At 32.7% G+C, this 19,082-nt stretch carries 18 protein-coding genes; 3 read left to right on the forward strand and 15 right to left on the reverse strand.

Annotation, left to right across the window (positions count from 1 at the left end):
- Positions 1 to 141: 141 nt before the first annotated feature.
- The 13 genes from HMPREF2586_RS07830 to HMPREF2586_RS07890 all read right to left on the reverse strand — a co-directional run bounded on the left by HMPREF2586_RS07830 (position 142) and on the right by HMPREF2586_RS07890 (position 13,090).
- Positions 142 to 939 (reverse strand): alpha/beta fold hydrolase, encoded by a 798-nt coding sequence (locus HMPREF2586_RS07830; RefSeq protein WP_046207297.1) that lies wholly within the window; start codon positions 937 to 939, stop codon positions 142 to 144.
- Between the two features lie 3 nt (positions 940 to 942).
- The gene (locus tag HMPREF2586_RS07835; protein WP_046207296.1) at positions 943 to 1,641 is read right to left on the reverse strand and encodes an HAD family hydrolase; all 699 of its coding nucleotides are present in this window, start codon (positions 1,639 to 1,641) and stop codon (positions 943 to 945) included.
- A 102-nt stretch (positions 1,642 to 1,743) separates the two neighbouring features.
- Positions 1,744 to 2,694 (reverse strand): FecCD family ABC transporter permease, encoded by a 951-nt coding sequence (locus HMPREF2586_RS07840; protein ID WP_070657579.1) that lies wholly within the window; start codon positions 2,692 to 2,694, stop codon positions 1,744 to 1,746.
- A gap of 228 nt (positions 2,695 to 2,922) precedes the next feature.
- Complete coding sequence (locus HMPREF2586_RS07845; protein WP_046207294.1) at positions 2,923 to 3,804, reverse strand: ABC transporter substrate-binding protein; 882 nt, start codon at positions 3,802 to 3,804, stop codon at positions 2,923 to 2,925.
- 76 nt (positions 3,805 to 3,880) lie between these two features.
- Positions 3,881 to 4,516: an endonuclease III domain-containing protein gene (locus tag HMPREF2586_RS07850; protein WP_046207293.1), complete on the reverse strand. Its 636-nt coding sequence runs from the start codon at positions 4,514 to 4,516 to the stop codon at positions 3,881 to 3,883.
- A gap of 153 nt (positions 4,517 to 4,669) precedes the next feature.
- Positions 4,670 to 6,337: an arginine--tRNA ligase gene (gene argS, locus HMPREF2586_RS07855; RefSeq protein ID WP_070657576.1), complete on the reverse strand. Its 1,668-nt coding sequence runs from the start codon at positions 6,335 to 6,337 to the stop codon at positions 4,670 to 4,672.
- Positions 6,338 to 6,751 (reverse strand): YwiB family protein, encoded by a 414-nt coding sequence (locus HMPREF2586_RS07860; protein ID WP_070657574.1) that lies wholly within the window; start codon positions 6,749 to 6,751, stop codon positions 6,338 to 6,340.
- Positions 6,752 to 7,053: 302 nt separating this feature from the next.
- Complete coding sequence (locus HMPREF2586_RS07865; RefSeq protein ID WP_046207290.1) at positions 7,054 to 7,566, reverse strand: YwhD family protein; 513 nt, start codon at positions 7,564 to 7,566, stop codon at positions 7,054 to 7,056.
- A gap of 126 nt (positions 7,567 to 7,692) precedes the next feature.
- Entirely contained in the window at positions 7,693 to 9,009 is a 1,317-nt protein-coding gene (locus HMPREF2586_RS07870; RefSeq protein WP_174894800.1) for an HD domain-containing protein, read from the reverse strand.
- Between the two features lie 17 nt (positions 9,010 to 9,026).
- Complete coding sequence (locus HMPREF2586_RS07875) at positions 9,027 to 9,506, reverse strand: GNAT family N-acetyltransferase (protein ID WP_064209583.1); 480 nt, start codon at positions 9,504 to 9,506, stop codon at positions 9,027 to 9,029.
- 131 nt (positions 9,507 to 9,637) lie between these two features.
- Positions 9,638 to 10,177 (reverse strand): flavodoxin family protein, encoded by a 540-nt coding sequence (locus tag HMPREF2586_RS07880; protein WP_070038947.1) that lies wholly within the window; start codon positions 10,175 to 10,177, stop codon positions 9,638 to 9,640.
- A gap of 305 nt (positions 10,178 to 10,482) precedes the next feature.
- Positions 10,483 to 11,418: an aldo/keto reductase gene (locus HMPREF2586_RS07885; RefSeq protein ID WP_070657572.1), complete on the reverse strand. Its 936-nt coding sequence runs from the start codon at positions 11,416 to 11,418 to the stop codon at positions 10,483 to 10,485.
- 691 nt (positions 11,419 to 12,109) lie between these two features.
- Positions 12,110 to 13,090: a ketoacyl-ACP synthase III gene (locus tag HMPREF2586_RS07890; protein WP_070657570.1), complete on the reverse strand. Its 981-nt coding sequence runs from the start codon at positions 13,088 to 13,090 to the stop codon at positions 12,110 to 12,112.
- A 279-nt stretch (positions 13,091 to 13,369) separates the two neighbouring features.
- On the opposite strand from HMPREF2586_RS07890, the gene HMPREF2586_RS07895 reads away from it, so the two are divergent.
- Genes HMPREF2586_RS07895 through HMPREF2586_RS07905 form a run of 3 tightly spaced genes read left to right on the forward strand, consistent with a single transcriptional unit; the run spans position 13,370 to position 17,064 of the window.
- Positions 13,370 to 14,965, forward strand: a complete 1,596-nt coding sequence (locus HMPREF2586_RS07895; RefSeq protein WP_070657568.1) for a xylulokinase — start codon at positions 13,370 to 13,372, stop codon at positions 14,963 to 14,965.
- Between the two features lie 49 nt (positions 14,966 to 15,014).
- Entirely contained in the window at positions 15,015 to 16,262 is a 1,248-nt protein-coding gene (locus HMPREF2586_RS07900; protein WP_070812708.1) for an MFS transporter, read from the forward strand.
- 19 nt (positions 16,263 to 16,281) lie between these two features.
- Positions 16,282 to 17,064 carry an SDR family NAD(P)-dependent oxidoreductase gene (locus tag HMPREF2586_RS07905; protein ID WP_046207282.1) on the forward strand — a complete coding sequence of 261 codons (783 nt, stop codon included), beginning with the start codon at positions 16,282 to 16,284 and terminating at the stop codon, positions 17,062 to 17,064.
- A 178-nt stretch (positions 17,065 to 17,242) separates the two neighbouring features.
- Here HMPREF2586_RS07905 and HMPREF2586_RS07910 read toward each other — a convergent pair whose 3' ends face one another.
- Positions 17,243 to 17,581 carry a YuzB family protein gene (locus tag HMPREF2586_RS07910; protein ID WP_064209587.1) on the reverse strand — a complete coding sequence of 113 codons (339 nt, stop codon included), beginning with the start codon at positions 17,579 to 17,581 and terminating at the stop codon, positions 17,243 to 17,245.
- A 424-nt stretch (positions 17,582 to 18,005) separates the two neighbouring features.
- Positions 18,006 to 19,082 (reverse strand): phosphomevalonate kinase, encoded by a 1,077-nt coding sequence (locus HMPREF2586_RS07915; protein ID WP_070657566.1) that lies wholly within the window; start codon positions 19,080 to 19,082, stop codon positions 18,006 to 18,008.

Genomic DNA, 19,082 nt, shown 5'->3' on the forward strand with positions numbered 1-19,082 from the left:
CTCCTTTATATTTAACTTACCTTCATTGTGCTTATTCACATTGTACTATAAATATTACTAAAATAACAGTGATGTTACAAAAAGATTACAAAACAGTGTATTGCTGTAATCTTTTCTAGGCATCTATCAAAGCTGAATAATTTAAGATGCTAATTGAAGATGTTGTTCTATAAACTTTCTTACTTCATTGATAAATTTATCTTTTTCTTCTACGAATGGATATAATCCTGATTCTTCAAAAACTTCAAATTGGGTATTTCCGATATAATCCGCAACTTCTTTTGCTTCGAATACTGTAGTTCTTTCTCCATGCTGTCCAACAATAATTAATGTAGGTAAATCTAAAGCTTTTAAATAATGCATGACATTATTGTCAATAAATGATTGTTTTACCGCTTCTATTTCTGCTTTCGTAGACATGTTGTTCGTATTTTCAATTTGCTTTAAGAATTTTTTAGCTTTTCTTTTGGAATAATATAATTGTTTATCAAGGAATTTTTGTTGTGTCTCATCATCCCAATTTCTAATTTTATCTGAATACTTTCTATATAATCGCTCTTCAGGCGTGATGTCATTCAATAGTGTAGGATTCACCATCGTTAATGATGACACTAATTCTGGGTATTGTGTAGCAAATAATGCGGCAATAGAACCACCTAATTCGTGAGCTATGATAGAGCATTCATTAATATATAAATAATCTAATAATTCCTTAATATCTTTCGCATATGTTCTAAATTTGATGTCATTCGGTTTGTCAGAATAGCCATGTCCTCTTAGATCAATGAGTACTACCTGATATGCTTTATTAAATTTAGTTTCTAAATCATTAAATACTGAAAAGTTATCAAAAGCAGTATGAATCATGACTATTGCTTTACCTTCACCACTCGTCTTGTAATTTAAAGCAACACCATCACTTGTTGTAAATAGGTTCATCATTTATCTCCCTTTCTTATTAATTGATAAAATGGAAAGTAATTCTTCCGTAGTTTTAATCGTAAAATCTACTTCTTCTGGTAAAGGTGTTAGATCATTTTCATTATCTTCATTAAACCAAACACTAATCATACCCATGGCCCTTGCAGGTGCTACATCATTGAGTGGATCATCACCAACATATATTGTTTCTTCAGGTTTGGTACCTAATTGCGACAACATATCTTCAAAAATTTTAGGATGGGGCTTGCGGTAACCTACAGTTTCAGATGTAGATAAATAATTGATACTATCTTCGATACCTAAAGCGTGCAGACGAAATTGTTTGATTTTTGACTTACCATTTGCAATCACACCAGTCAAATAACCATTCTCTGTTAATTTTTCTAAAGTATACTGTGTATCATAATATGGAAATACATATCTGTAAAAATGCATTTCAAAATCACTAAACAAATCTTTCCAAGTTAGTCGATCTACATGAAAATCTTTAATGAGCGCCTTATATAATTCAGGTTTATCGTGATCTTCATCATCATCTAGTGCTATAAATTTACGTTTGAAGTCTTCCAATTGTATGCGTACAAAATAGTCATGAAACCTTTCAAACTGCTCTTCTATAAATTTTTCTCGAGATTTCTTTCTGTCTAATAATGTCCCTTCTAAATCAAATACAATCGCTTTTACCTGAGTTAAATCCATAATCATAACCTCTTCAATCTTAGGTTTACCTTTTACTTAACCTTAATTAATAAATATCATTATATCGTATAAACCATCTCGAGACGATAGTAATCCTTAAGTTTATTCTATGCTCCGTGTCTGAGTGATCATGATGTAAAATAGTACTGGTATGCCTAATAATGCTAAAATAATACTAGCAGGAATTTCAAATGGGCTTAACAATATACTTCCTAACCAATCCGACATTACCATCACTATACCACCTATAAACATATTTAGTACCATTTGTTGTCCAAGATTGAACTGCTGACCCTGACGTCGTACAAGCTGTGGAATAATCATACCTATAAAACCAATGATGCCTACATATGCGACAATTACTGCAGTAATCAATGAAGCAATTAATAACACGCAATATGTTAATGATTGTACATTTAAACCTAAAGATGTTCCTTTCAAATGGCCTAGCTGTAATATCTTAATTTTTGGTATTAAACTACATAATACAATAATACCGATGAATAACGTAATACCTATATATATTACCTCGTTATACTCTGCAGATGAGAAACCGCCAAACATATAATTCACAATATTATTCATCTTCTGTTGATTAAAAATAATCAATACATAAAGAAATGCATTAAACAATGCACCTATCATAATACCGGATAAGATGAGTGTCCTTATCGGATAGCCTTTAGACATAGCAGTAGTAAGTGAGATCACTGTAATTAATGTTATAACACTAAAAATAACAGAAAAAACTGGTAACCATAAAAACGATAACCCTAATACTACAGCTATACCAGAACCAAAAGTTGCCCCACTTGCTAAACCTAATGTAAAGCTGTCGGCTAATGGGTTATTTAATAGCGTCTGAAACATATGACCTGCTAATGTTAAACCAATACCTGCTAATAATGCTTGAAGTGTTCTAGGCACTCTAACTTGAAATAATATAGATTGTGACAATGCTTCATTAATATTACCGATATTCCAAAGCATGCTTAGTAGCATACTGATAATGAGTAGGACGATACAAATAATAAGTGCTTTATTATATTTCATGTCTTTGCCACGCTTTCAATAAAATCGTTCAGTTATATTGAATGATAAAAATATTTATTGTTCGTTATTAAAATGGTATATATTTTTATGCTAAAAGTAAATATCACATGATAAGAAATTCATAAAGAAAACGTCAATTCTATATCATTTCTATAGCAATTGACGTTTATTTGTTAGCGAAAGCTATTTAGTTCCTAGGCTAATCTATCTTTGTGTTTTAGTAAATTACTATTCATAAATAGCTTCTTTCAATTTTTTCAATCCATCATCTATACGTGGACCTGGTCTTGATATTTCATCACCATTAACAGCTTTAACTTTATTGTGCTGTACCGCTTTAATTTGATTAAAACCACCACGTTTGTTAATCATTTTTTGATATTCAGATGATGAAATACCCATTGTTGATATCATCAAATCTGGATTTTGCTTAATAATATCTTCTTTACTCACCTTCTGCCAACCTTTTAAATTAGAAAAACTGTTTTCTGCTTTTAATTGTGTCAGCATATCATCAAAAAATGTTTCTTTACCTGCAGTGTATATTTCTGGTTCAGATGAAATTTCCATGAAAACTTTTTGCCCTTTTACATCATTAGGCACTGATTTTTTTACGTTTTCGATATTTTGTTTTGTTTCTTTAACGAGTTTTTTGGCTGCTTTTTCTTTATGCGTTACCTTACCAATTTGCATAAATGATTCATACATTTCATCAATAGATTGTGCATCTTTCACATAAACAACTTTCACACCACTATCTTTTAATCCTTTAAGTACTTTATCATTCGTCGCTTTTTGAGATTCATGTGCCAATATTAAATCTGGTTTGGCTTTCATCAATGACTCTTTATTAAGTTTCATCGCATCAAATTGTTTCTTATCTTTTACTTCTTTAGGATAATCATCTACAGTTGATACGCCTATCACATCGTCACCCAAACCGAGTTCATATAAAATTTCCGTATTACTAGGCATTAGAGAAATAATACGTTTATAAGTGTGACCCTCAGATTGCCCTTCATCATGCTTTTGGTCTGACTTCGTACCACAAGCAGTTAAGACTACTACAAAAACAAGTAACAAACATAATAATTTATTCCATTTCTTCATACCTTAATCTCCTAATAGTTATTTTATTCTATATTACCAAACTCTCATCTCAATCGTTAAGTCTATTTTATGAAATTTAATTTTCAAAATAAGGATCTAAAAATGTATACTTGTTTTCATTTTTTCCATTAAAGTAATTTTTCCCAAAATTATCTAATAACGCATGAAATTCATTAGCATCTGCATTAGTAAATGTTTCAGGAAGTTCAATATGTCGCTTCAATTTCTCATAACTTTCTGTGTTGGTATAGCCTAGTTTTTTAAAAATTCTTCTAGTATAACTATCTGGAATAAAGACAACTTCTTCAAAAATATAAACTAAACACACATCTGCCGTTTCACTACCAATACCTTTGATTTCTAATAAAGCATTACGCAATTGAAGTTGATAATATGATCTTACAGCTTGATAATCAAAATCAAAACGTTTCAACCAGGCAAGTATATTCAAAATCGTTTTAGCTTTATTTTTATAAAATCCGCTTGATTTTATAAGCATTTGCAAAGATTCCAAATTCAAATTTAGCATCTGCTCTGGATCAAATTCAGTCTTCACCTTTAATTGTTCAAGCGCATAAGCAGCATTTCTCCAATTGGTATTTTGTACTAAAATCGCTCCTAATATCACTTCGATTTTAGACTCAGCAGGCCACCAATGTTGTGACCCCATATGTGAAGATAATAATTTATATAGCGACTGAATATCTAACATGTTAGCATTACCCTCCCAGTGATCACGATGAAGTAACCAATATCAAAAAAGAGCAAGTAAGGTTTGGTGATAGTACTGACGGAAATGCATCAAACTATGATTAACAAACCTAAACTTGCTCTTAAATAAAGGACTACTTTAATTACATAATAATTACATTGACTCTGGCGCTGTTACGCCAACAAGGTTTAATGCATTATGTAATGTAATTCTCACTGCATCAATTAATGCAATCAACGCTTTTGTTTTTTCTAAATCATCTGTTAAAACTTTTTCATCATTGTAAAACTTATGGAAATGTGCTGCCAAATCTTGAATATAGTTTGTAATTCTATGTGGTGCTCTGTGTGTTGCGGCACTTTCAATCGTTGGTTCAAATTCAGCAATTTTTTTCATAAGCTCAGTCGCTTTATCGTTTGTGATAAACGAATAGTCTGCGTCAGTTGAAGGTTCAATACCTTTTTCTTTAGCTTGTTTTAAAATTGAACAAATACGTGCATGTGCATATTGTGCATAATATACCGGATTATCTTGTGATTCTTGCTTTGCTAATTCCATATCAAAATCAAAATGCGTATCAGGACTGCGCATCGTTAAGAAATATCTCGCGGCATCCACGCCTACTTCATCCATAATTTCACGTAAAGTAATTGCATTTCCAGTACGTTTACTCATTTTCACTTCTTGACCGTCCTGCATTAAGCGGACCATTTGCATAATTTGAATTTCAAGACGCTCGCTATCAACACCAAATGTTTCCATTGATGCTTTCAAACGCTGTATATAGCCATGGTGATCTGCACCAAATAAGTTTATTAATATATCGTTACCACGTTCAATTTTATCAAAATGGTATGCAATATCTGGTAAAAAGTAAGTATAATTACCATCTTTTTTAATCAATACACGATCTTTGTCATCCGAGAAATCGGTTGTACGTAACCATGTTGCACCATCTTCTTCATAAGTATAACCAAGTTCAGTCATTTTATTAAGTACTTGTTTGATTTCACCAGATTCATAAAGCGTTGTTTCGCTAAACCAATTATCATAATGTGTATTAAAATCAGCTAAGTCTTTTCTTAGTTTTTGCATTTCGTAATCGACGCCAAGTTGTCTGAATGTTTTAATACGTGCTTCTTCGTCTAAATCCTTTATTTCCGGTTGTTTCTCTGCCAAATCTTTACCAATATTGATGATATCTTTTCCGTGATAGCCACCTTCTGGCATTTCAAAAGAATCATCACCAAGCGCTTCAAAATAACGTGCTTCTATTGAACGAGCTAAATTGGTAATTTGATTACCAGCATCATTAATATAATATTCTCTTGTGACATTATAACCAGCCGCTTCTAATATATTGGCCAACGTATCGCCAACTGCGGCATTACGGGCATGACCTATATGTAAATCACCTGTAGGATTAGCCGATACATATTCTAATAAAATATTTTCACCATTTTTAACTTTTTTATGACCAAATTGATCACCATTATTGATTGCTTCAGTAATAATCGCAGTCAAATAAGCACTATCTAAATAAAAATTGATAAAACCAGGTCCTGCGATATCAACTTTTTCAACTTGTGCAGCCGTTGTATCCAAATTTTCAACAATTGCTGTTGCGATTTCGCGTGGATTACGTTTCGCTATTTTTGTTAAGACCATTGCTATATTTGTTGAATAGTCACCATTTTTATTGTCTTTTGGTATTTCGATTTTAATTTCAGGTATTTCATTCACGTCGGCAAGTTGTGCTTGTTGAATACTTTTCTTAATTTCTTCAACCAACTTTTGTTTGACTTGTTCGATTATGTTCATTTACGGCATCTCCTTGTAAGTAATTTCATATTGATAAGATCCCATCTTCTCTTCATCTTGAATTAAATCATAATGCACTTTCAATTTTCCACCATTATCATTTACAAAATGTAAAATAGAATGTGTATAAACGGTTAATGGTATACGACCGCCACTAATTTCATACAAAGTAATCGTTTCCTCACCTTCTACAAAATGAAGGTTTAACTTAATATCACCATTGCGGATAATCTTTACTCCTGAAGTTTCAATTTTAACTGTCACATTAACGATTGCTCCGTCTATCTCTTCTTGATAACGAATAAAATCGGCTTTACGTTTTTGCCAAGATCCTGTAGTAGACAATGAGAATTTTTCCTTGTTATCGAATTGTTTAACCACTTGTTTCGTTTGGATTTCAACATTGTTCTCCAATGTAAGTTTCACCCTAATCTTTAAAATAATACAAACCATTATAGCATACTTGAAATATGCAAAACAGTTGCTAAATTAATTTAAATTCAATAATCTCCATTTTCAAAGTTCGTTTACAACACCTTCACAATATTCAAAAATCACACATAAAAAAAGTAGAAAAAACAAAATCAAAATCTGATTTCGTATTTCTACTCTTTTCAAATGACGCAAATATCCCAATGCATACGTTACATGCATTTAAATACCGATGTTCTTATGTTCTTCGTTTAATATCGTTGAACTCTTAAAAACCAATGATATTATACTGTTTCTAAAGCTTCATGCAATGAAGCATCAGAGTTATTCCACATATCTATATCATGCGATTTAAGAAACGCTGCTAATATTTTTTTATTTTGGTCACCTATTTGATCGATTTCAATATTATGTTTCATTGATTTATCCATCATATTTACATGTTCAGGCATACTTTTGTAACCTCTACGAATACTTCTATTTACTAATAAATAGCATGCTGTTAGTCCGGCATAGTAGGGTCCATTTTCACCACGTTCTGTTGTAACCCAACACAACCAATATTCTTTCGCCTCTTCACCTTCAACGGTCGCCTTATCTTTAATCCATTTGACACCTTTTTCAACACTAGAACGCGCATGCATGCCTGCAATATCAATAAATGCCTCTTCGTTTGCAACATCGATAAACACTGGTGCTACGTTATCTAAACTTATAGAACCAATATTGGTACCTTTGTGACCATCCAACGGATCATTTTTAATAATATTGAATTTAAATCCCTTATTTTCAGCCATCAGCTTCCACCTCCATTATTAAAACAAGTAGCGCTGCAATTGTTAAATTACAATCCTACATAAGTTGTCTATATTAAAATTTTGCCATATTTAACAAAGTGATAAAAGTCATCAATTTTTAAGTGCTTAATTTAATTCATCTAATATACTATTAATTGCATTTCTAACTTGGTCATCTTCTATATCAGAAATAAATTCTTTTGGATAATATAATTTATAATCTTGTCTGTTAATGCCAGTTATACTATGAATAACTAAGGATTGACTACTAATTTCTCTTATTTTACCATTACGTCTCAACAAATGAATCGGCTGTCTGTCTGATCCTGGACGGTCATAATCATAAGGTAAATCAGAAAAGGATTCACTTACAAAGTAATAATTCGGATCTATACCTGCCTGTATAAACAAATCTGTTAATTCTGTAATTGTAATAATAGAACCATCAAATGGCATATATTTAAACAAATCCCGATTAATAAATCTACGAGATAAATCACTTAATATAGCGTCATCTTCATTAATCCATGCTTTTAAGTAATAAACTACAACCGCTTCATCTAAATCTACATACTGTTCAATCGTCATAGATTCTTCAAAGAACGGTATAAAATCGGCAGGATATTTTTTAAAAGTGTACCCTTCATTATAAAGTTGCTTTGCTCGTTTCAAACAATTATTAAGCAACACTTCTCCACCTCGACTAACTGGATGGAAGTAAACTTGCCAATACATTTGGTAACGACTCATAATGAAGTTCTCTACTGCATGCATACCACTTTCTTTAATAAGTACTTCATCTTTTGAAGGTCGCATCAATCTCAAAATACGTTCCATATCAAATTGCCCATACGTAACACCCGTAAAATATGCATCACGTTGCAAGTAATCCATTCTATCAGCATCTATTTGTGAAGAAATCATAGAGATGACCAATTTATTTTCATGTGTTTTATTAATAACATCAGCTACTTGCTGTGGAAAATCTTCAGAAACACGTCGTAATACACGATTTACTTCTGTCGGGCCAGTAATAATTTTTTGCGTAAATTGTTCATGATCTGTATTAAAAATCTTCTCGAAGCTATGTGAAAATGGTCCATGACCTAAGTCGTGTAATAATGCGGCACATAGTGCAAGTGGACGATCATCATTATTCCATGCTTCACGACCGTCAAACGAGTCATCAATTAATCTTCGAACAATCTCATATACACCTAATGAATGTCCAAATCTACTGTGTTCAGCGGTATGAAATGATAAGTATAATGTACCCAATTGCTTTATACGTCGTAAACGTTGAAATTCTTTCGTTTTAATCAAATCCCAAATCACTTGGTCTCTTACATGAATATATCTATGAATGGGGTCTTTAAATACTTTTTCTTCAGGTAACTTTTGTGTAGCATAAGTTGTAAAAGTCAATGTCGTCCTCCTATTCATACCTTGTTAATGTGCATCTATGATAAAGTTTTACGCATCAATGCTAAATCCATTTCTTCCCCATACATCACGTGCATATACGAGCGCACACGCTCAAACCCTTTTTGTTCATAAAAAGCTACCGCTTCATCATTCTTATTATCCACTTCTAAAAATACTTCATCATATTCATTTTGGAAATATGCCAAGCCTTCTTTCAGTAAATCAGAACCATATCCATGATGTTGCCACGAAGGTCTCACGTAATGGGCTGATAAGAATAATTCAGTGCCATATATAAAGTTAGCAAAACCAATGATCTGATCATCCTCTTCGATGACTAAAAATAATTGTTCTTCTAACCTTTTAAGTAAATGTTGTTCATTATATGAAGCAGCCAATAATTCATTTACAGTTTTAGCTGCATAGATATTTAAATAAGTATTATACCAAGCTTTTGTTGCTACATCTCTGATGCCTACAACATCTTCTGGCGCTGCTTTCCTAACTTTGTGCATGTTGGTTCCCCCTATTTATAGTAGGTAATAATACTCATATTATAACATAATTTTAGTGTTCAAAATACTTAATCTATTCATATGAAAATAGCTTGGACAATAGATAACATTGTCCAAACTATCTCTAAATATTACTTATTTAATGTATCTTGCCATTCTCGTGCGCGGTTTAATGCATACGAATCTTTATCAATATCTCCTGGTTTTTCAGCAGTTCCAATAATATAACCAGATAGCGTAGCACCTAAAAACTCTAAGCTATACTTGATTTGAGTGATACATGGCTTCGCTTTTACTTTTGGAAAATCTCCGCCGACAATAATGAGTCTAAAATCTTTTTCAGCCATTTTTGCCTTAAAATCCTTATAATTAGGATCCATTAAAGTTTCAGACCAATGATCAATGAATGCTTTCAAAGAGGCTGATATACTATACCAATACACGGGTGATGCAAAAACAATTGTATCACTGGCTAACACTTGATCTATCATTTTTTTATAATCATCTTCATAAGTATCAATCGTTGTCCCATCATGTCTCACATCTCTCACTGGATTCAATTGGTACTGAGTTAAATCAAACCATTTGTAGTCATGTCCTGATAAGGCCATTTTAGTCAATCGAGCAGTGTTTCCCTCCGGACGACTGCCCCCGAACAAAACTGTAATCATAATAATCTCCTTTTCATATATTAAAATATTCCATTAGAGATATCTTAATAATTTTACACAAAAGTTCATAAATATAACATGCGTTTACAATAGTATATTATAGCATTAAATGATTTGTAGGAAAATTTATATATATTTATATATTTCAACTAAAATTTAAAAACTTTATAAAATGGGCATAGGATAGAAACTTAATTTTCTTTTAAAAATTTCGTCATCTCAACCTGGAAATGATAACTAGAATGAATAAAAGTACACAGTGATGCCTGAGCTAAAACTTATACATAAGTCCACTCACTTATTTATTATTTTCTAGGAAATAGTTGATTTATTTTTTCAATCTCTTCTTGAGTTAAATTAACCTCTAAAGTTGTTAAATTGTCCACGACTTGATGTGGTTGCTTTGCGCCTGGAATCACGACATCCAATGAAGGCTGAGTTAAATAGAATGCAAGCACAATATGTGCAACATCTACATTATGATTATCTGCAATACCTCTCAACTCATCAATTTTCTCTAAATTTTCTTTGAATTTTTCACCTTGGAATTCTGGATTCTTAGCACGAATATCATCAAATTTTGTATTTTCAGTGTATTTGCCAGCTAAAAGACCTGAAACTAAAGGGAAATATGGAATAAATGTAATTTGATTTTCTTTTGTATATTCAAACACATCTTCATTTTCGCGATTTAATAAATTGTATTCCATTTGCACAACATCAACATAGCCGTCTTTATTCGCTTCTTTTAGTTGATCTAATGTAAAATTAGAAACTCCTATTGCTTTAATCTTACCTTCATCTTTTAAATCTTTTAATGCAGCAACTGCTTGATCTTTAGGCGTAGTATCATCTGGAAAATGAATATAATACAAATCAATATAATCTACTTGAAGACGTTTTAAGCTTTTTTCTACTTGATCTTTAAGAAATGCTGGATCATTAGACATTTTCACATTACCATCTTCATCAAAATAATGCGCACCCTTTGTGGCAATTGCAAACTCGTCTCTAGCAAATTCTTTAACCGCTTCTCCTACTAATTCTTCTGAACGTTCTGGACCATAAATATAGGCTGTATCTAACAATGTAATACCATTTCTAACAGCAGTGCGAACCGTTTCTTTACCTTTTTCTTCGTCTAAATCATTATAAAAATTATGTCCACCAACAGCATTTGTACCTAAAGCAATCGGTGATACCGTTACATTTGATTTTCCTAATTGAACTTTTTTCGTCAAAACAATCCAACTCCTTATATACTAATTTTGAAATATTTATAGAATCTCTGGCTCAAATTGTTTTTGTATCCCTTCATTACGAAAGATACTTTGACAATGCCATCAACAAACGCATGAACTGCTGAATACTATATAATATATCTCTACCCTTTTTCACTCAGTTTAATAATATGTTATACATATCGTATTTATGCACATAACAAAAATTACTTAACTTCATTAGTAATCATCGCTATTTTAATTATCTTGCCTCTCTAAAAAAGTATTGCCATGTAATTCAATTGTTTCAACTATTGCTAGCACAATTCGTTCGGAACACATATGATTTAACACGTAATGTTGAGACATAACAATATTAAGTTGCTGAATAACTTTTCTACCACTACTCAAAATTTAGCATGTTTTTGATGAGACCTTGAAGTAAAATGCTTAAAAATTACTTTTCAAAAATTTAGACATAATGGGACGTAGGACAGAATTCTAATTTTATTAAAATTATTTCGTCATCCACCTTTGCAAAGATGACTTGATTTGAAAAACATAAAATGATTTACCTAAGTTCAATCATCTACCTACAATATAAATGCACTGGGACAAATCAATTACAGAGATATACACATAAAAAAGTAGGATGCAATGCGTGTTACACCCTACTTACAAATCATTTTTATTTAATTATTGTAATATATTTTTAAAGTGTCCATTTAATTAATGTAGACGCATATGACAAGCCGCCACCAAACCCAACTAATAGCATGAGGTCACCTTTTTTAAGTTGATGCGCTTGGACAGCTAAGTCAATCGATAATGGAATCGTAGCCGATGACGTATTACCATAATATTGAAGACTCATTAGCGCTTTATCTTTAGAGAGGTTAGCCTTTTCACATATTGATTCTATCATTCTGGCATTAGCACTATGTGGTGCAAACCAATCTATGTCCTCTTTTTTATAATTCGTGTTACGTAACGTATTGTCAATAATATTCGGAACATTGCCGACAGCCCATTTATATACGCCACGACCATTTTGAACAATATAACCAGGATTTTGTAAATCTTCGCCAAACATAGTATGAGAAAGTTCTGAACAATATAAATGATGTCCTTTATCACCGTCTGAGCCAGAACTACTAGATATAAAGCTCGTTTCATCTTCACTATATTCTACTAAAAATACGCCTGCTCCATCACCAAACAAAATACATGTATTGCGGTCTGTGTAATCTGTAATTCGTGATAGTGTTTCCGCGCCAATAACTAGCACTTTTTTATTTTGACCAGATGTAATCAGACCATTAGCTATATTCAAACCATAGGCAAAACCTGCACAAGCTGCATTAATATCAATGGCCCCTGCATTTTTCAATTCAAGTTTCGCTTGCACATAAGATGCGACACTTGGGGTTTTATAATCTGGAGTCAATGTAGCATTGATAATCATATCAACATCATTTAATTCCACTTGATATTTCTCTTGCAAATCCAGCACTGCTTTATAACTGATATCACTCGTATATTCATCTTCAGCTACAATTCTTCTTTCAACAATCCCAGTTCTTTGTTGGATCCATTCATCAGAAGTATCAACAATCTTCTCGAAATCATGGTTATCCATTCTTTTTTCCGGTACATAAGCACCTTGTGCAGTAATTTTAGCAAATGAATTCATATCATAACTCCTTTTATCAATCTATAACTTTAAAATTTCAAATTCTTATTATTTATCATACGCTTCATACTAATGAATGATAACACAATCAATGCAACACCTATAACATAAATAATAATTTCTAACTATAAATAAATATAAATAATATTATTAATTTATAGTTATAATTTATCATATGAACTAAATGTATAATAATCTTTAATTGACTTTTCATAATTTTTAAATTAATATTCATTTTTGGTAACGTTTACATTATTTTTTAAGTAAAGGAGCAACAAAATGGAAAGTGATGATATCAAGCACTTGGTTGAATCAGGTCAACTATCTGTAGGCATTGAATTAGGCTCTACGCGTATAAAGACCATTGCTATCGCACCTAATTGCGAAACAATTGCAACAGGTTCTTTTGAATGGGAGAACAAATATGAAAATGGTTATTGGACTTATTCCATTAATGATGTATGGGTAGGCATTCAAAAAAGTTATGCTGAAATGTCACAATCAATTAAGGATAACTATCATGTTCAAATTAAATCCTTAGCTTCTCTAGGAATTAGTGGTATGATGCATGGTTACTTAGCATTTGATGACAATGATGATTTATTAGTACCTTTCAGAACTTGGCGCAATAACAATGCGAATAAAGCAGCAAAATTGTTACGCGAAGATTTTAAAGTAAATATACCAGAACGCTGGAGCATCGCTCAGCTGTTCCAATCAGCAATAGATGACGAAGCACATGTCAAACAAGTTAGTTATCTAACTACCCTAGCTGGTTATGTTCATTGGTATTTAACAGATAAAAAAGTATTAGGTATTGGAGACGCATCTGGTATGTTCCCAGTTGACAGCGAACGTAAGCAATTCCGTCAAGATCTATTAAAACGTTTTAATACATTATTTCAAAATTTAGGTTACTCGCAAGACATTAACGATATGTTACCAAATGTCATTGTAGCTGGAGAAATTGCTGGTTACTTAACAAAAACAGGCGCTAAACTCATCGACCCAAATGGTGAACTGGAACCAGGGTGTCCAATGTGTGCACCAGAATCAGATGCTGCAACAGGCATGGTGGCAACGAATAGCGTAGCACCAAAAACCGGAAATGTTTCTGCAGGAACTAGTATATTTTCAATGATTGTACTAGAGAAACCGATTACTTATGTTTATCCTGAAGTAGACATTGTAACTACACCTGATGGTTATGATGTTGCGATGATACATGCTAATAATTGTACATCTGATATCAATGCTTGGGTTCATTTGTTTGAAGAAGTCTTCCAACTCATGAATGTAAAATATGATAAAAATGAACTTTTTACCAAGTTATTTGAAAGCGCTTTTAATGGAGATGAAGACTTAGGAAAATTATTATCTTATGGCTATATCTCCGGAGAATTCATAACGGATGTCAATCAAGGTTATCCGATGTTCCTACGTCACGTTGATAGTGAATTCAATATTGAAAACTTTATGAAAACACATATTTTTAGTGCCTTTAGTACTTTGAAAATTGGTATTGATTTATTAAAAGAAAATGAAGATATTCAAATTGATAGCATGCTAGGCCACGGTGGTATTTTTAAAACAGACAAAGTTGCACAATCCTATTTAGCTGCAGCATTAGAAACACCAGTCAGTGTTATGAAAACTGCTAGTGAAGGTGGCGCATGGGGTATCGCAATATTATCCCGTTATTTACTAGAAAATCAGTATACAAATTTGGCCAATTACTTAAACGTTAAAGCTTTTGATAATACTGACCAAATCACTTTAAACCCTAAATCTCAAGATGTTGAAAGTTTTAGAAATTATATTCAAAAATTTAAAACATTATTACCTCTCCAACGACAGATAGATGAGTATATTTAAAGTCGATTAACATTTTAGAAATCATATTTAAAGATTAGGAGAGATTTTTGTGAATACACTAAGTACAGATAGCTCTAAGCAATTTTTAGGCTTACCGTTAACTTTAATTTGGGGTTATATCGCAGTAGCTATTTTCATGACTGGTGATGGTATTGAACAAGCTTTTTTATCAAAATATATTGTTAGTCTTGGGTTTGAAGCACATCAAGCATCCGCAGTCTTAACACTTTATGGTCTTATTGTAGCAGTTGCATCTTGGCTTTCCGGTATTTTGGCTGAAATTTTTAGCCCGAGAAAAATAATGGCATTTGCGTTTATCATTTGGATTATTTTTCATATCGGTTTTTTAACTTTAGAGTTAGAGCAACATAGCTATCCAATGATGTTAATTATGTATGGTATTAGAGGCTTTGCCTATCCGATGTTTATCTATAGCTTCGTCGTCTGGATTACGTATTCAGCTCCAAAACATCGTCTAGCTTCAGCTATGGGCTGGTTTTGGGCAATGTATTCCGTGGGTATCGGGTTTTTAGGAACCTATCTACCTAGTTTTACAATACCTTGGATTGGATTTATGGGAACATTATGGTCTTCCATAATATTCATTTTAATCGGTGGTTTAATGGCCATGTTTTTAGTTAAAGATAGAAAAGGCTCTGAGAAAGAATCCGATAGATTAACGCCCAAAGAGATATTACTTGAATTCGCTAAAGGAATAACCATTTTAAAAAATCCTCAAGTTGCTATTGCTTGCGTAGTTAGAATCATTAACCAATTAGCCTTGTTTGGTCTTGTCGTTATCATGCCAATCGTATTCACTGATACCGTAGGATTTACTACATCAGAATGGTTGCGAATTTGGGGATTAATGTATATCGTAACTATTTTTACTAACCTATTTTGGGGTGTGGTTGGCGATAAAATCGGATGGGTACGACAAGTGCGGTGGTTTGGCTGTATGGGAATGGTGATTTCTACATTAGCATTTTACTATTTACCAATCTCGACTGGACCCAACATTTGGGTTGCTGGTGCAGTAGCGATTGTATTTGGTTTTGCTGTCGCGGCATTTGTACCGATGTCAGCCATTTTCCCCATTTTAGAACCAAATCATAAAGGGGCAGCGGTTTCTATTCATAATTTATCTGCTGGCTTAAGCAACTTTGTCGGACCAGCTATCGCAACGTTAACCGTACCGATAGGAGGTCCTGTATTAACTATTTGGACATATGCAATTATTTATTTCATAGGATTTATACTAACTTTCTTTATGAAAGTTAACCAACCAAATCATTAAAAAGGACAGGAGTTTTAACATGACAAATATATTAGAACAATTTAAATTAGATGGAAAAGTAGCAATTGTAACAGGGGGTGCGATGGGCTTAGGCAAAGCCATGGCTACTGCATTAGCACAAGCTGGTGCTAACATCGTTATCGCTGACATTAATGAAGCGGTAGCTAATGATACTGCACAAGAAATTCGTGAAACTGAAAGCGTAGAAGCGATCGCTCTAAAAGTAGATGTTACAAATCCAGATGCTGTAAATCAAATGGTCGAAGAAGTTACAAAACAATTTAATAAAATTGATATTTTAGTTAATAATGCTGGCATGACGATTAATGCAAAAGCTGAAGAAATGTCATTTGAAGATTGGAATAAAGTTATAAATTTAAATCTGAACGGCATTTTCTTAGTTGCACAATCCGTTGGACGTGTAATGATTAAACAAGGCTATGGTTCTATCATTAATACATCCTCTATGTCAGGACTAATTGCTAATAAACCTCAAGAACAATGTTCGTACAATGCTTCCAAAGCTGGTGTCATCATGTTGACGAAAAGTTTAGCTATGGAATGGTCAAAATACAATATTAAAGTAAACACAATTGCCCCGGGTTATATGAAAACAGAACTTACGAAACCCTTCTTTGATCAAGGTGGAGCAATGATTGAAGACTGGATGGGATTCACACCTATGGGCAGACCAGGCACACCAAATGAACTCGGTGGTATCGTTGTATATCTTGCATCTGACGCATCTTCATTTGCACAAGGTAGCGTCTTCACAATTGATGGTGGTTACACAGCACTTTAAACATTAATAACATATAATGGTCTAGTTTCAATAATATATTAAATTAAAAAACACTTTTGCTCAATGCACATACAATATGTCGGCATGAACAAAAGTGTTTTTTATATTCATTAGCACAAAAATGATTAAACTGCATCGTGCAATTCAATCATTTCATATGTGCCACCTTGAGTGTCTTTCACTTACTTTTCTTCTTAGCTAATTTTTCTTTCAGTTTGCGATCTTGTTCTTCTTTACGTCGTTTACGTTCCTCATTGCGTTTTCTAAGGCGCTCTTCCTCTTCAGGATCTCTAGGTTTTTGCAACTGTTTTTCAATTTTTTCCATAAGCTCATCTTCAGTTAAGGCTGCTAATGGGCGATTATTAACAAATGCAAAAGTTTTACGTCGACCAGGACCACAATACGATTGACAACCTATTTCTATTTCTGCATGAGGATCTAATTTTGTCAGTTTTTTCTGTAAAGATTTACAATTAACGCCCTGACAATCATCGCAGATTAAAAATTTATTTTGCAAAATCAATCCCCTCATCTTTCCAAACGTGAATGATTCACTCATTTTCCTGATAAATTATGTGAAATATGCGCTCAATTTCCTATCAAAGCCTCACCAAGATATTTATAACGATAAATTACAACTCTAATTATTTTACTCTATTTTAAATTTTTTTCAAGTTATGCCCCATAAGATCTAAAAGTTGTGTATGAAAACATAGCATTACACGTTCGTGATACTACTTTTTTCTATATACTTTCTGTCTGATTTTTATAATTCAATCAAAAATCGGCTGGACAAATCAATTGTCACAGCCGTGTCGCTTCTCAATTTATTATTACGATAGTATAACTTATATATGAGTTTCAACTCAACTAAAGCATTATCCCTGCTCATCCTTGCTAGGATTAGACAACGCAACATTTAAAAATTATTTTTCCTAAGCTTATTGTCCATGATAGATACTAAACTCTAACGGTTTCACTTCATTTTCTAGCCATTCTTTATAAATTGATTGTTTATCAACTTCATTATTAATGATTGTGATACCACAGTCACCGCCACCAGCGCCTGATGTTTTAGCAGCACCACCATATTTTTCAGCTACAGAGCATAACACTTTCAAATGTGCAGTTTCAATATCAATCGTAGCCTCATTATCCATGGATTGAATAATTTCACGATTCATCCGGATCATTTGCTGTACACCTTTGATATGATTCGTTTTAAAGGCATGAATTAATTTTTCTACGCAAGCATGTGAACGTTCTAAAAATTTCCCGTAAAATGTAGGGTCAGATTTCAAACGTTTCACTTCACTCACTAAGTGATGTGAAGACGCAGGCGATCCTGTCCAACCAATTAAGACTTCCATATTTTCTGGTGGTTGTAGTGGCTCAATATGTAAACCTGGCCAGTTTTTATTTAGTACTTCGTTGACAGAGGTATCTTCAATTTGTTGTGAAACCCACTCATGATCAAATGTACTATAAGCAAGCCACCCTGTGTATACACTAACTGCGATATCTCCACAAGAACTCAAACTTTGCAATTTCATATTTGCAATCACTGCAAGTTTATAAATATAAAGATTTGATAAATGCATCTCATAAAATTCATTTAAAGCTTTTACTACAGATACAAGTACTGCTGCACTTGAACCTAAACCGTATTTATGACCATTTGCGTCATCTAGATTACTATCTATCGTTAAATTAAAATGTTTTAGGTCAATGTGATTACTACTCACAAATTGCTCAAAAACTTCTATAGCTGTGATGACGTATTTTAATTGCTTTGCTGCATATAAATCAGATAAGACTATCTTATCTTCTTCTCTTTGAAATGTAACTGGCTCATGATGTAATGTCTTTGAGTGGATTGTACCTTCTGAAACATTAGAGTCTTCAATTGAAGCCGTTACAAATCTATTAACAGCTATTAACACAGATTTATACCCAGGTTCAGTAACAGCATATTCACCTGCAATATAGAGCTTACCTGGCGCTTTTACTTGAATCAT

Origin of the sequence: Staphylococcus sp. HMSC034G07 (assembly GCF_001835975.1) — a bacterium.
Taxonomy (GTDB): Bacteria; Bacillota; Bacilli; order Staphylococcales; family Staphylococcaceae; genus Staphylococcus; species Staphylococcus ureilyticus.